The organism is Microbacterium paraoxydans (assembly GCF_020524545.1).
In the GTDB taxonomy this organism is placed as follows: Bacteria; Actinomycetota; Actinomycetes; order Actinomycetales; family Microbacteriaceae; genus Microbacterium; species Microbacterium paraoxydans_C.
The window spans coordinates 1-14790 of sequence record NZ_JAIVLG010000011.1 but is presented as its reverse complement, the minus strand read 5'-3'; the positions used below and the strand labels follow the sequence as shown (position 1 = coordinate 14790).

12 protein-coding genes are annotated in these 14790 nt (G+C 65.4%); 6 read left to right on the top strand and 6 right to left on the bottom strand.

The features are described from left to right. The first annotated feature begins 36 nt into the window (after positions 1-36). The 3 genes from LC041_RS16575 to LC041_RS16565 are packed head-to-tail and all read left to right on the top strand — an operon-like array spanning position 37 to position 1965. A complete protein-coding gene (locus tag LC041_RS16575) occupies positions 37-948 on the top strand; it encodes a glycosyltransferase family 2 protein (protein WP_226534206.1) in 912 nt (303 codons plus the stop codon). 4 nt (positions 949-952) lie between these two features. Further along, complete coding sequence (locus LC041_RS16570) at positions 953-1402, top strand: UDP-N-acetylglucosamine--LPS N-acetylglucosamine transferase (RefSeq protein WP_226534204.1); 450 nt, start codon at positions 953-955, stop codon at positions 1400-1402. Continuing rightward, complete coding sequence (locus LC041_RS16565) at positions 1399-1965, top strand: glycosyltransferase (protein ID WP_226534202.1); 567 nt, start codon at positions 1399-1401, stop codon at positions 1963-1965. The genes LC041_RS16570 and LC041_RS16565 overlap by 4 nt, the downstream gene beginning before the upstream one ends. A gap of 19 nt (positions 1966-1984) precedes the next feature. Here the strand turns inward: LC041_RS16565 and LC041_RS16560 are convergent, their stop codons facing one another. The 6 genes from LC041_RS16560 to LC041_RS16535 all read right to left on the bottom strand — a co-directional run bounded on the left by LC041_RS16560 (position 1985) and on the right by LC041_RS16535 (position 11490). Next, complete coding sequence (locus LC041_RS16560; protein ID WP_226534200.1) at positions 1985-3496, bottom strand: lipopolysaccharide biosynthesis protein; 1512 nt, start codon at positions 3494-3496, stop codon at positions 1985-1987. Then, positions 3486-4829 (bottom strand): O-antigen ligase family protein, encoded by a 1344-nt coding sequence (locus tag LC041_RS16555; RefSeq protein WP_226534199.1) that lies wholly within the window; start codon positions 4827-4829, stop codon positions 3486-3488. Before LC041_RS16555 ends, LC041_RS16560 begins: the two co-directional genes overlap by 11 nt. Positions 4830-4846: 17 nt before the next feature. Then, complete coding sequence (locus LC041_RS16550) at positions 4847-5551, bottom strand: CDP-alcohol phosphatidyltransferase family protein (RefSeq protein ID WP_226534198.1); 705 nt, start codon at positions 5549-5551, stop codon at positions 4847-4849. Further along, a complete protein-coding gene (locus tag LC041_RS16545; RefSeq protein ID WP_226534197.1) occupies positions 5548-9243 on the bottom strand; it encodes a fibrinogen-like YCDxxxxGGGW domain-containing protein in 3696 nt (1231 codons plus the stop codon). The genes LC041_RS16550 and LC041_RS16545 overlap by 4 nt, the downstream gene beginning before the upstream one ends. Positions 9244-9277: 34 nt before the next feature. After that, positions 9278-9841, bottom strand: coding sequence for a hypothetical protein (locus LC041_RS16540; protein WP_226534196.1), 564 nt, complete (start codon positions 9839-9841; stop codon positions 9278-9280). A gap of 122 nt (positions 9842-9963) precedes the next feature. Next, complete coding sequence (locus tag LC041_RS16535; protein WP_226534194.1) at positions 9964-11490, bottom strand: sugar transferase; 1527 nt, start codon at positions 11488-11490, stop codon at positions 9964-9966. Positions 11491-11838: 348 nt separating this feature from the next. Between LC041_RS16535 and LC041_RS16530 the strand changes: the two genes are divergently transcribed. The 3 genes from LC041_RS16530 (at position 11839) to LC041_RS16520 (ending at position 14722) form a co-directional block, all read left to right on the top strand. Continuing rightward, a complete protein-coding gene (locus LC041_RS16530) occupies positions 11839-12981 on the top strand; it encodes a low temperature requirement protein A (RefSeq protein WP_226534228.1) in 1143 nt (380 codons plus the stop codon). A gap of 190 nt (positions 12982-13171) precedes the next feature. Then, positions 13172-13447 carry a hypothetical protein gene (locus LC041_RS16525; RefSeq protein WP_226534193.1) on the top strand — a complete coding sequence of 92 codons (276 nt, stop codon included), beginning with the start codon at positions 13172-13174 and terminating at the stop codon, positions 13445-13447. Positions 13448-13549: 102 nt separating this feature from the next. Further along, positions 13550-14722 carry a fatty acid desaturase family protein gene (locus tag LC041_RS16520; RefSeq protein ID WP_226534192.1) on the top strand — a complete coding sequence of 391 codons (1173 nt, stop codon included), beginning with the start codon at positions 13550-13552 and terminating at the stop codon, positions 14720-14722. Positions 14723-14790: the final 68 nt, after the last annotated feature.

Below are 14790 nucleotides of genomic sequence, written 5' to 3'. Positions count from 1 at the left end.
GACGTGGATCGGATGCGTCACACAAGGGGAGTGCGCATGCTGCGTGAAGTTTCTGTCGTCGTGCCGACGCACAATCGACCCGAGCTGATGAAGCTCGCTGTCGAGAGTGTGTTGGCACAGAAGACATCAGTAGGTGGTGAAGTCGTCATCGTCTTCGATGCCTGCCCCATCGAGGTCCCGGAACTCGAGATCCCGGAAGGTTGGATCGTCCGCGGTATCGCCAACACGCGCAGCCGAGGTCTGGCCGGTGCCCGGAACTCCGGCATCGACGCCGCCGAAGGTCGCCTCGTCGCTTTCCTCGATGACGACGACGAGTGGTTGCCGGGGAAACTCGATGCCCAGCTGCGACGCTTCGATGAGAAGCCGGAAGCGATCGTCGTCGGCACGGCGATGATCGTCGACGACGGGGAGAGCACGCACGTGCGCCTCGTCCCCGATGAGGAGCTCTCGCACGAGGCGTTCCTGCGCAATCGCAACCCGGGATTGCATTCCTCAAGTCTGATGTTCCGTCGCGATGTCCTCCTGGGCAATCTCGGTCTTATCGACGAAGAGCTTCCGCGCAGTTACGGCGAGGACTACGACATCCTCCTGCGCGCGTCCACGCTGGGGCTCGTGAGCGTGGTGAATGAACCGCTCGTACGCGTGTTGTGGAAGGGCCAGTCGTACTACTTCGGGCAATGGGCCTCTTATGCGGAGGCCCTGCAGTATCTGCTGCGCAAGCACCCTGACTTCGCATCGATACCCGCCGCGCTCGGTCGGATCGAGGCACAGGTCTCGTTTGCACTCGCCGCAAGCGGAGATGCACGGAACGCCCGAGCGTGGGCGCGCAAGGCGCTGAGGCACAACCCGAAGCAGGTGAAGGCGATGCTCGCGTTCGCGATCTCCTGGAAGCTCGTGACGCCTCAGACGATCACCAAGATCGTGCAGAAGCTCGGGCGAGGGATCTGATCGCGTGAAGATCCTCATCGCCTGTTCATCCGGTGGGCATCTCACGCAGGCGCTTGCGCTGCGGGACTGGTGGGGGGAACACGAGCGCTCCTGGGCTACGTTCCCCGTCGAAGACGCGCGCTCACGGCTCGCGGATGAGAAGGTGTACGAGATCCACTATCCGACCGTGCGCAACATCCCCAACCTGCTTCGGAACTTCGCACTCGCACGTCGGGTGTTGGCGGCAGAACGTCCTGACATCGTCTTCTCCACCGGAGCGGCAATCGCTCTCCCGTTCTTTACTCAGGCTCGTCTCTACGGGGCACGCACCGTGTATCTCGAACCTGTGGACCGCATCACCTCGCCGGGACTGAGTGGGCGCCTCGTATACCCGTTCGCCGACGAGTTCCTCGTGCAGTGGGAGCAGATGCGCCCGTTCTATCCCGGCTCTCGCAACGTCGGAGTCGTGCTGTGAGTGCGTCTCTGGTAGTCGTCTCTGCCGGTACCTATCACCTGCCGTTCGACCGGCTTTCGGCGTGGGCCGAGGAATGGCTTCGTGAGAACCCCGGTGTACGTCTCGTCATGCAGCACGGTCCGTCGGCGCCCGTCTCCGGCGCGGAGAACGTCGAGATCCTCCCGTATTCGGAGCTGCTGGAGCTGTGTCGTGCCGCGGATGCGGTCGTGCTCCAGGGAGGAGCCGGCGGTGTCATGGATATGCGCGCGCTCGGCATCGTTCCGATCGTCGTGCCTAGGGTCCCCGGCGGTGGCGAGGTGGTGGACGACCATCAGCTCGTCTTCAGCGCGGAGATGGCCGGTCTCGGCATCATCCGCCGGGCACTCACCGCGGCGGAGCTCGCGAGACTGCTCGACCAGTCCCTCTCCGGTGAGATCACACCACCGGGGAACATCGCGACTCCTGGTGCGGATGCGGTACGTACACTGCTCGAGAGCCCGATCCGCCGCGCACCCTGGTATGCGTTCATCCCGCGATCCCTCCGGAGCGCTGGGGCGATCGTAGCGGCGAAACTTCGCCGCTGACGCTTCGCATTCCCACGCTTCAGGTCCACCGGCCCACGAAGGGTATTCTGCGCCACAGGGACTCGACGTGCAGCGGGCGGCGGAGGAGCCAGAGGGCTGTGGCGTAGACCAGGCAGAGCGCGACGCCGGCGATCAGCAGAACGAGAAGGCTGGAGCCGCCCCACCAGGTGAATAGCAGACCGCCGCCGCCGAAGATCACCACGGGGGGAATCATGGCCGCGACGAGCTTCCCAGGCTGAAGGTCGACATGCATGCCGCGGTGTACTTGGATGGCAGCGATCAGATTGTCGGCGACGACCACGATCACCCACGTCACAGCCGCTCCCCAGATACCCATTGCAGGAACCAACGTCAGGTTGCCCGCGATGCTCAGCCCCAGGGCGATGCCCTTGTTGTACATCTGCCACGTGCTCTTCCCGCCCTGGAGCAGGATGCTCTGCAGCATCCCGCACGCGGTCTGGAACATCATCGCGAGTGATAGCAGGACCATCGGTCCCCACCCCGAACGAAACTCCTCGCCGAAGATGGCGAGCACAGCGGGGCCCATCGCGATCAGCAGCATGTAGAACGGCCAGTTCATCAGGATCATGGCGCGAACGACCGAGGTGTGCAGTCGCGTCGACTCGCGATAGTTCTCACGAGCCAGGAGACCGGAGATCGTCGGAGAGACGGCAACGCGCATCGCCTTGTCCACGACGCCGCCCGCGCGCACTGCTCGCGTGATCACCGCGTAGACACCGGCCGTGGCCGGGGACGCCAGGGCGGCGATGATGAGCACGTCCGACCACTCCAGCGCTGTCTCAAGGCCGGAACTCACCGAGCGTGGCGCGTTGAAACGCCAGAACGACGAGACCGAGGGGCGCGATGCGCGCGGGCTTTCAGCGCGTCTGCGGTAGTCCCGGATCAGCGGTGTCGCCACGACGATCAGCGTGATGACGAGCCAGACCGGCAGCGGCCACAGCCAAGCCTCGAAGGCGCCCCACGCCGCCACTCCTGCAAGGGACACGGCCAGCAGCACCGTGAGCAGGCGGCTCGCCGGCAGCAGCACGCTCTGCAGCAAGGTGAAAGCAGTGACGCCGCGGAGCATCCGTGCCGTGATCTGCAGGACGCCGATCAGTGCGCCCATCATGATGTAGGGCACCATCGCGCGGAGCAGGTCCGTGAGCGCGTCAGCTTCCGTCGGTGCCGCGAGCCAGGCACCGAGAGCGTCGGCGAAGAACCACACTGCGAGGGAGACGAGACCGGATGCGATTGCGACGGGGACGGCGGCGAAGAGGACGATGCGCCATTCGGCGCCGACGCGATCGAAGGCGCGCTGCTCAGCGATGAACCGGACGATGCCGCTGTTGGTGCCGAGCCGCAGCACCTGCGTCAGGATCGTGAAGATTCCCATCGCCTGGAAGAACAGGCCGGTGCCGCTTGCGCCAAGAGTGTTGCCGACGATGGCCGTGAGCAGGAGTGCGGCGAGCGCTGCGAAGGCGGAGCCGAAGAGACTGATCACTCCACTGCGCGCGAGTCCCTCACTCTTCATTCTTGGCTCTTGCGAACGGCGTGGGCTGTGGGGTCCAGTACGAGGAGTTTCCCAGGTACTTCTCTCGCAGAAGAACCGCGAGCGCGATCCCGACGAACACGAGCTGACGGTCGAGACCGTAGAAGATCGAGAGGAACACCGTGACGACGACGCTTGCGTGGATCCAGACGGCCGAGAGGTTGGGGGCGTCGAAGGTGCGGACGGCGCCCAGGACGATCATGCCGAGGAACAGGAACAGGCCCACGAGTCCGAAGCAGAACATCGCGTTCCAGATCGCGCCCTGGGTTCCGACGTAGATCTCGCTCCACGTGCTCGGCCGGGGAGCGCCCCAGCCGATCACCGGAGACTGCAGGGTTCTCTCCCAGGTCTCGGCGTAGAGATTCCCACGCCCTTCGGTCGTATCGACAGTCTCCTGTCGGGCGATGATGCCGTCGAGGAATCCGGAGAGGAAGAGGATGACGGCACCAGCGGTCCCCAGCATTGTCACCCAGAAAAACGCAAGTAGGCGACCCCGGATGAGGAGGCAGAAGAGGACGTAGGCGACGGCGCCGGCGATACCGAGGAAGAGCCCGCGGTTCGTGGTGGCGATCGCGGGGGGGATCGCAGCGACCAGGGCGATGACGAGCACCCACATCGCGCGAGCGGTGCGATGCCCGATCGCCGTCCCGATGGCTATCGGCGTGAGCACCGCCATGGCCGCGCCCCAGCCGTTGGTGTACGAGAACGGCGCGGAAGGGCGGACGAAGGGCTCCTCGGCGCCCCACGGCGTCTGGATCTCGGCCAGCGTGGGGAACACCAGTTCCGATACGTAGTCGTTGCTCGAAATTGCGTCGGGCAGCAATCTTCCGATCGTCATGGTGAGCTGCACCTCGGGGAAGAACATCCCGAGGTAGCCACCGACGATCACGAACATCCAGATGAAGGTCAGGCCGTTGAAGATCCGCTTCGGGGACAGCGACGTTCGCGCATTGACGATGTAGACCATGATGATGGCCAACGCGAGGAATTGGCTGAACCGCACCCCGAGACCGACGCCTCGTCCGAGCTGGTCGATCATCAGGGCGGACGGGATCATCCACAGCACGAAGCCGATCCACGGGAGGATCCCCGGAACGATCAAGATGCGTCTGCGCATGATCAACAGGGCGAGCATCGGGATCGCCATGATGACGGAGGCGAAGGGGAGCATCCCCACGAGCCAGAACACCGGATACCCCCACAGAACCGTGAGGACGGGCCAGGCGGGCAGGACTCTTGGCTCGACTTCGAGGCTCGCGTCCTGACCGGTCGCCGCTATGAGCGAGCGACTCGGAGAGGAGATGAGTGAAGCCATACGAGGTGCGTCCTGGGTCAGAGTGCGGTGAGCTGCGAGTACTTGCGGCGGAGTGAGGCGGCGAAGATCAGAACGTGCCAGGCGAACAACGCCGCATAGAGCACGGCGAAGACGATCGGCAGTCCGATGAATGCCAGCACCACATACGTCGTGGAGGGATCCTGAGGCTGTTTGATGAAGGATTCCAGGATGCCACGCCGTCCGTCGTCGGAAGACGGTACCGACTTCGGGAGGAGCTTCTCGGCAAGGAGTTGGGAGAGGAACCACCCGGAGACCAGGACGGAGAAGAGACCGGCGATGAGGATGAGCCAGGGTGCTGCCTCCGTCCGCAGGAGGTGGATCGCGACGGCGATGTGCACCAGCGGGGCGCGTACGCCGTCCACGACATGGTCGAGCCATTCACCTGCGGGGCCTCCTCGGCCTTGGATCCGTGCGAGCTGACCGTCCGCCGAATCGAGAACGTAGCCGAGGAGAAGGAGCACGGCGGCGAGGGCGCCGACCCACCAGTCCGTGAGTGCGGCCAGTATGCCCACACCGGCCAGCCCGAGTGCGGCGGAGAGCGCGGTGACACCGTTCGGGGTTGCACCCCACGATGCTGCGACGACGGCCGCTCGCCCGCCCAGAGGACGATTGACCCAGCGGAGATACGCGGGAACGCCCGCCCCCGCTTTCTGGGCGGAGGCGAGCGCTCGGCGTGCTTCGCTGTAGGAGAGCCTGCTCATCCGCGAAGCATACTCAATGAGAGGTCGAAGCTCAGATCGGGCGTCGCGCGGTAGTTCGCATGGACCGATGCTGCGATCACGTTGTCTCCGTCGACGAGCAGACTAGCCGGGACCGAGAACGTGACCTGGTTTGCCGCGGCAGTGCTCGCGCGCGGGACAGCCGTCGCGTACGAGTTCTGCGTGAGCGTTCCGGTTCCGAGGTTTGCGCGCCCGAGTTCGACGCCGTTGAGATACACGACCACCCCGTCATCTGCCGTCACCGTCACGGTGCCGTCTTGCACCGTTGACGGGTCCGTCACCGTGAAAGCGTGGCGGAACTGTGCGCTGAGCGGCTTGGTGGAGAGGTTGGTCGGATCGATGTTCGTCGCTGCGCTGGCAACGCCCCGTGCGAGGACGGCCGCGCCCGATTCCCAGGTCGTCGCATCGAAGCCGGTGGTGTTCCAATCCGCTGCCAGAGGATCCGTCGAGTAGCGCCACGACCAGGTGGAGCCGCTCGAGATCGTGACCGGCACCTCATCGTCCGCGGGCGGCGAGGCGGTCGTCACCTGCGCTACCGCCGGCGTAGAGGTGAGGTCGCCGACGCCCACGGCGACGACGCTGTACTCGTATGCGGTCGATGCAGCCAACCCGCTTTCTGTGAACGTCGTCGTAGACGCATCCGTCGTGCCCACCTGCTCGCCGCCCCGGCTGATCACGTAGGACAGCGGGGTCGTCCCGCTCGCGGGAGCGGTCCAGGTGAGGGTGGCGGAGTCGGAGGTGCTCGTCCCCGAGAGCCCGGTGACCGGGTTCGGAGCTGTCGGCGCCTCTCCGCGCTCTGCGGTGAAGGCGAGATCGAAGCTGATGTCAGCTGTCGAGCGGTAGTTGGCGTGCACGGAGGCGGCGAGGACGTTGGTGCCGTCCACGAGGATGCCCTGCGGCACGTCGAACGTAGCCCGGTTCGCTGCCGCTCCGGTGTGGGAGATGACGCCGGTCGCGTAGGAGTTCTGAGAAAGAGTTCCTGAAGGCATCCGCTCTCGACCCAGCTCAACGCCGTTGAGGTAGAGCACAACTCCGTCGTTCGCGATCACCGAGATCTTTCCGTCGACGACGCTCAGCGCATTCGTGACCTGGAACTCGTTGCGGAACTGCGCGCTGAGAGGCTTCGGCGCGAGGTTCGTCGGATCGATGTTCGTCGTCGCCGAGGCCACGCCGCGGGCGAAGAAGCCGTCGCCAGAGTTCCATCCCGTGTCGTCGAAGTCCACGCTGTTCCAATCGGCGGGCAGTGCGTCGTTGGTGTACCGCCAGGACCAGGTGGCGCCGTTCTCGATGAACGTGAGTGCGCTCTCCGGAGCGGGCTGGGCGACGAAGGCTGCGGTGCTCGCAGAGCGGTTTCCACCGCCATCCCGAGCCCGGACGAAGTAGTTCGTCGGGGTCTCGGTGATCGGAACCGTGTACGTCGCCGTGGTTGTCGTTGCGATCACCCGGTTGTCACGGAGAACCTCGTACGTGACCCCGCCCGTGTCGGTCGAAGCCGCCCACGTCAGCGTCGCTTCGGTGCCGCCGTTGCCCGGGGTCGCGGTGATCGCCCCTGGCGTCGTCGGCGCGGTCGTGTCCTTCGGGGCGAAGCGGATGTAGCCGCCGGACCATTGGTTGACTTCGCCTGCCCTCACGGAACGTCTGAAGTCACCACCGGCCCAGAGCACGCCGGTGCTGTCGAAGAACGTGCCCCAAGCGCCGTAGCCTGCGCGCGCCTGTACGACGGGCGACCACTCCTTGACGAACTTGCCGGTCGTCGAGTCCCAGGCGCCCATGAGGTTCATCTTGTCGGCCTGAGTCCACCCCGTGCCCACGTCACTCCATGTGTACGCATCCTGGTAGACCCAGTGGCCGCAATGGCACCCTCCGATCACCAGCGTGTCGTTGTGCTCGACGGTCTGGAAGTCTCCGCCAACCTTCGTGATGGAACCGCCGACTCGTTCGAACGTGTTCCGATCGTATGAGAAGAGCGAGTGCTCCGAGCCGCCGAGCCACACCTTGCCGCCCGCCTCGGTCACGCCGAGCTGCCAGACGTTGCCGGAGTAGTTGCCGGAGGCGTCGATGGATGCCTTGCTGAACTTCGGGACCCAGAGCGGGTCCACCAGCGGCGCTCCGGATACGGTCTGGATCGCGGCTGCGCTGGGAGTCGAAGTGGTCTGCTTCATCTTGAAGTAGCCGGAGAAGTAGGTGCGGTCACCCTGGTCGGACGCATCCACAGCGATCGACGTGCCGTTGAGGAAGGCGTTCCAGTGAATGTCGGGACGGCCGGTTGTCAGGTCGATCCGGCCACCGTTCCATGTGCTCGCGCTCGTGGTCGAGCCGACCGCACTCAAGTGCGTGAGCGATCCGGCGACGTAGAGGAAATTGTCCTGTACATCGAGGTCTCGGATGTACGGCACGCTTCCGGTCGCCCGGTGTTCGGCCGCCACCTGCCACCCAGAGAGTTGCCCCGTGGTGGGGTCGAGGATCGCGATTCCTGCCTGAGCGGTGCCGTTGACGGAGGAGAACTGGCCCCCGATGGCGAGGCGCCCGTCGGGGAGACCGACGATCGCCTTCACCTGTCCGTTGAGCTGCGGCCTGAACGACGATACCCATTCGCCGGTGTTAACATCGAACGCTGCGATGTACGGCTGCTCCACCTGTCCGGAGCCGCCTTCGTTCCGCTGGACGTAGCGGAAGTTACCTCCGACGAAGACCTTGCCGTCGACCTCGCCGAACTCAGCGACTTCGGTGTTGAGTTCGCCGCTGCTCCCATTGGCGAAGCCGGAGACGCCCCACACCGTGGGCATCGCATCGCTTTCGGGAATCGCCGCCACGGTGGTGGCTGAGCTTCCCGTCGCCGGGATGCTGCCGAAATCGAGGTCGGCGATCTTGAGCTGCGGGCGCAGGAACACCTGGGTGAACGGACGCGCGTACGACTGTCCTGACGGAGCCCACAGGTACGAAGTGTCCGAGGTGCTTCCGCCTTGGCCGGAGCCGTAGGCCCATCCGTTGAGGTAGTTGTGTGACGCCTGCTCGCTGAAGACGACGCGGCGCAGCCCGTTATTGCTGCCGAAGTTGTTCGTCTGACCACCGGAGCCGGTCGATCCGTCGAAGTTGTAGTTCTTGACGCGGTGCTCGGCACCGAACGTCCACACCCAGCGGTCGCGCTGCGTGAACGTGAACCGCGCCTCCTGCCAGCTGGTCCCGGCAGTGTTGGTGGCTCGACGCAAGCGGATGCCGTCGCTCAGTGCATCGACGCGACCACCGTTGAGGAGCCCGTCCACGGTTGCTGCTGGCAGTTGCGCGGGCTGGAAGGCGTCGGTTCCACTGGGAGTGTTGCGGATCTGTGCGGCGGTGCGCAGCCCGTTGTATCCCTCTTTCCATCCCTCTCGGCCGCGGCCGATGAGAACCCATCCGCCGCCGGAGGTCGTCTGGTCGCAGTAGAACTGGTCCGGTGCGACCAGGCTGGGCGTGACCAGCCAGTAAACCCCGTCAGTGGACTGCGGATAGTTCTGCTTGATCTCCCAGCACGAGGCGGCAGCAGTCTCCTGTGACAGGCCGTCAGGGAGCGGAACAGTCGCCGACGCGGCGGCGAGCGGCGTGAGCAGCGAGCCCACGAGGGCGGCCGCGGCGACGATCGCGCCCGCGGCCACGCGGGCTGGGTTCTTTCCCCGCGTTGTTGCTTTGATGTTCATCGGAAGTCCTTCTTCGAGTGTCGGGTCCAACGGATCAGGCTGCGTCGCAGTCCTGGACATCCGGGATTTCATGGGACGAGATCTTCCAGGTTTTGTCTTCGAAGACAGCCCCATAGAGGTGGGCCACGGGCCGGCCCGGGTTGTACAGCGAGTCCTTGAGAGAATTGCCTGCCGCATCGGTCACGTCGATGTCTGAGACATCGACGCAGACCTTCAGCATGATGGTTGCCGGGCTGGACGACAGATCGACTGCCGTCGCCGTGACCGAGGTCACTTTGGCGTCGCCGGTCTGTTTGTAGCCGAGATCGAATTGTTCTCGAGCGTGCGACTGCACCTCGCCGAGGACCCACCCGGTGGCGACCGCTTCGACTCCGACGGCGGACCCGTCACCGCGCTGGGCAACTTCGTCCAGCGCGGCGACTACCGCGTCAGCTGCGGCTGTGGCACGCCCGACCTCCGCGTCCTCGTCATCGCTCAGCGGCCCGGAGACGATTGCGGGGATTGTGGTGAGCGGCTCTTCGGACGCATCTTTGCCGGCGTCGCCGTCATCGACCGGTGTGGACGTCGGGGACGCCTGCGGGGTTGTTCCGTTGCTCACGACGAGAGCCACTCCGATGCCACCGGCCACGAGAGCGAGGACCGCGGCAACTGCGACCGCGATCCAGCGCGTGCGACGACGGCGCGATGTCTCGGCAGGCTCGACCTGTTCCGTGGTCTCCATCAGTATGCTCCGCTCGGCTGGACCATGACCTTGGCGGTGCGCCACATGATCTGCAGGTCATTCATGACCGACCAGTTCTCGACATAGTGCAGGTCGAGGCGCACGCTCTCGTCCCAGGACAAGTCGCTGCGTCCGGACACCTGCCAAAGGCCGGTGATGCCGGGCTTGATGTAGAGGCGGCGGAACACGGTCCCGTCGTAGGCTGTGACCTCGCTCTGCAGAGGCGGACGGGGACCGACGACGCTCATGTCGCCGGTCAGCACGTTCCAGAACTGGGGCAGCTCGTCGAGCGACAGCTTGCGCAGGACCTTGCCCACACGAGTGACACGCGGGTCGTCCTTCATCTTGAAGAGCAGACCGGCGCCGTCGTTCTGCTCCTTGAGCGCGGCCAGCTGCTGCTCGGCGTCGGTCTTCATCGAGCGGAACTTGACCATCTTGAATGTGCGTCCGTCGCGACCTACGCGCTCCTGGAAGAAGAACACGGGGCCCGGCGAGTCGAGCTTGACGAGTAGGGCGAGTACCGGGGTGATCGCGGCGATCGGGATCAGTGCGACTGTCGCGACAGCGATGTCGAGAGCCCGCTTGAGCATGTGGACCCCGCCTTCATAGGTCGGGATCTTCACCTGGATCAGCGGCAGGCCGTCGACCTGCCGAAGCGAGACGCGAGGCCCGGCGACGTCTGTCAGACGGCTTGACAGCACCAGTTCGGCCGCGGTTCCCTCAAGTTCCCAGCTGAGCTGTTTGATGAAGTCGGGCTCACCCTCGGGGCGGCTCGCCACGATGATGGTGTCCGCCCCGAGGTGCGTCGCCGCTGCGGCGACGGTGTTGAGATTGCCCACGACCGGGTAGATGCTCTCCCCGACGGCGAGCGCGCCGGCGTTGCGATCCAGCAGTGTCGTCCCCACGACGTGGTAGCCGTTCTCTTCGCCCTTCTGAAGAGACTTGATCACGTACTCGACGTCTTCGGTGGCACCGACGACCAGGGTCCTCGACGCGTACTGTCCTCTCAAGCGCTGCTGCTGCAGCCAGCGGCGCCAGGACCAGCGTGCGACGAGGAGCCCGAGCATCCCGACCGGGAGTGCGGCGAAGAACAGCGGCTGCAGTCCTTCCCACTCCAGGAGGACGCCCGCGATCGCGGTGATACCGAAGGCGAGACCGCCGGCGTGTGCCACACGACGGTACTCGATGGCCCCGGATCCGAAGATGGCGGCCGCCCGGGTGTTGAGGGCCGACAGCATCAGATACCAGGCGAGGCCGAGAAACGCCGCGTCGCGCAGCGCTTCGGCGGCCCAGACGTCGGTGATCAGTTGGATCGCGGCCGTCAGGCCGACCGCGAACAGGATGACAGCCGCATCCGTGATCCGCAGGCGCATCCGATAGCCGCGCTCCCACTGCCGACGTCGTTCCAATGTCGCCGAGGCGCGCGGTGTGACCACCGTTCGCGTCGCCGACTTGGTGGCTCGCGGAGCCGCGACCGGCACGAAGCCCGTGCGAGTGATGCTCAGAGCATCCTCGACGGAAGTCATGCCGAGGCCCCATGAGCCGTGAATGTACGCAGGATTCCCCAGTGCGTCATTTGATTCCCCAGATTCCCCAAACCGTGAACCCCACGTTCACGGCATCCGTCTGCGTCCCGACCCCTCGGGTCCTGCTGGTTCACCGTGATCCCACATCACGGACCGCATCCCACCGTCCCTAAACGGCGGTTGCTTGCAGCAGGCACTGCAGACGTTGATCACTGTAGCGGATGGAGTCCGCGAGGGGAAGACAATTGTGGCGATGGAACGAATCGAGTCTCCGACGACGCGGGACGCTGGCGCTATCCTGTCGCCGTGACCGCGAACCCGACCACTGCACGCTTCCGCCTCCGCACGATGCTGCCTCGCGATCCTGCCCAGCCGCACCGCACCGCGAGCACGCTCGAGCTGTTCTTCGATCTCGTCTTCGTCGTCGCGGTGAGCATCGCTTCCGCTCAGTTGCACCATGCGCTGAGCCATGGTGACTTCCTGCACGGCATCACCTCCTACGCGATGCTGTTCTTCGCGATCTGGTGGGCCTGGATGAACTTCACCTGGTTCGCGACGTCGTTCGACACCGACGACTGGCTCTATCGCGGGACGACTTTCGTGCAGATGGGTGGGGTCCTCGTGCTCGCGGCGGGCATCCCGCGGGCGTTCTCCGACGGTGATTTCACGATCCCTGTCGTCGGGTACGTCGTCATGCGCACCGCGATGGTGACGCAGTGGCTTCGGGCATCACGCTCGGCGGGGTCGTTGCGTACGGCGACACGACGGTACGCGTTCGGCATCGCCGCGGTGCAGGTGCTCTGGATCCTGTTCCTCCTGGTCCCGAGCGGACCCTGGCAGATCGCGGCGTTCGTCGTCTTCGCGCTGATCGAGATCGGCATCCCGGTGTTCGCGGAGTATCGGAAGCAGACGCCGTGGCATCCTCACCACATCACGGAGCGTTACGGCCTCTTCACTCTGATCGTGCTGGGCGAGAGTCTTCTCGCCTCCGCGAACGCGATCATCGAGGCGATCGAGGAGGTCGACAGTCTCGGTCCGCTGATCGCGATCTCCGTCCTCACACTCGTCGTCACGGCCTCGCTGTGGTGGATCTACTTCTGGCCGCCCCACCACCGCGCCATCACGAGCTTCCGGCGTTCGCTGCGCTACGGCTACACGCACTACTTCGTCTTCGCGGCAGCTGCGGCCTTCTCGGCGGGGATCGAGGTCGAACTCGACGTCCTGACCGGCGAGAGCCACCTGTCCAACGTCGCCGCCTCGTTCACCGTCACCATCCCGATCGCGGTCTTCCTCTTGGGTATCTGGTGGATCGCGATCCGCGAGAACGCCGACCGTGTGGTGAACACCGTCGTCCCGATCGCTGCGTTGCTCGTACTGCTGGACCCGGTGCTCCCGGTTCCGGTCACGCTGACCGCGTTGATCCTCGTCGGGGTCGTCGTCGTGCTGGTGCTGAGGCCGCCGGTGGCGTCGAGCGATACAGCGGAGGCATAGCGAAGCGGGGTCGGGAGGACGGTCTGCTATGATGGCCATGCAACGTGTGTGCATCGCCCCTCTCGGCCGCCACGTCGCCACTGATCAGGGCCATCACGGACCGCGCACATCGACGCGTGCGGAATCCGCCCTCGATCTCACATCTTGCGGAGCGCCCACGCGTGCCCGCCACACAGCAATGAGCATGACCATGAGCACGACCACCCTTCCTCCATCCGATCCGTTGACCTGGAAGCAGGCCGACACCGACGTCCACGTCGCAACCCGCGCCGGCGAATTCGCTGGTTTCGTCGAGTTCGACGGCAGCGCCCATCTCGTACGCGACAACCACGGCGCAGAGCTCGGCGCGTTCGGCTCTCTCCATGAGGCTTTCCGTGCCCTCGAAGACGCACAGGAGCCGGCCCCGGCCGGTTCAGGTTTCCTGCCGCGAGCCTGGCGGCGCCGTGCTCGCCGCGCCCGCGCCTGACGGAGCGGCTCACCACTGGGCCGGAGTGCGCCTGGGGGCTCGTCGTGAGGTTCCGATGTATTCCCTGACGCGTATGCGGCTCGGGCTACTGTGAGGTAAGCGTTGGGCGGCTGCCTTGGGCTTTCACAGCTCAAGGGCTCCGAACGTCAGGAGAAGATCATCTCCATCACACAGATCGAACCGACCGCGGCAACGCTGGGCCCGATTCGTCAGACGTACTCCGGCAATGCGGATTTCCCGCCGATGGCCAAGGCGTACAAGCAGGTCTCGCAGGTGGTCAAGGAGACCGGCCTCCTGGGACGGACGCGGTGGTTCTACGTCTTCGTGGCCACAGGCATCGCCGTGGCCCTCGGTGGCCTCATCACGGGCTTCATCCTGCTCGGCGACAGCTGGTTCCAGCTGCTCATCGCCGCGGGGCTCGGTCTCGTCCTGACGCAGATCGCCTTCCTCGGACACGAGGCCGCACACCGCCAGATACTCACGACGGGGCCCGCGAACTTCACGCTCGCCCGCATCGTGATCGCCAGCATCGGCATGAGCTATTCGTGGTGGGACTCGAAGCACACCAAGCACCACGGCAACCCGAACCAGGTGGGCAAGGACCCCGACATCGAGGTCGACACCATCTCGTTCCTCGAGGAGGACGCTGCGAAGGCCAAGGGTTTGATCAAGCTGATCACCCGAAAGCAGGGCTGGCTCTTCTTCCCCCTGCTCACGCTCGAGGGGCTGAACCTCCACTTCCTCGGCCTGAAGTACCTCCTGACGACCAAGAACGTGAAGGGGCGCTGGACCGAGCTGAGCATCATCGCGCTCCGGTTCGCCCTCATCCTCGTGCCCGTGTTCCTGATGCTCCCCCTCGGCATGGCTTTCGCCTTCATGGGCGTGCAGTTCGCGGTCTTCGGCGTCTACATGGGAGCCGCGTTCGCGCCGAACCACAAGGGCATGCCGATCGTCGATCCCGCCGCCCGTCTCGACTTCTTCACCAAGCAGGTCCGCACCTCCCGCAACATCAGCGGGGGATGGTGGACGACCTGGCTCATGGGCGGGTTGAACTACCAGGTGGAGCACCACCTCTTCCCGAGCATGCCGCGTCCGCACCTGGCAAAGGCGCGCGAGATCGTGCGCGACTACTGCGCCGCGAACGACGTGCCCTACACGGAGACCAGCCTCGGGCGCTCGTACCTGATCGTGATCGAGTACCTCAACCGTGTCGGCCTCGCCGCCGGTGCTGACCCGTTCGACTGCCCGGCAGCCGCGCAGTTCGGTCGCGCGTAGTCCCGTCCACCGGACCCGATCCGTCCGCAGACGCGAGAGGCGCGAGCAGGAACCCCCTGCTCGCGCCT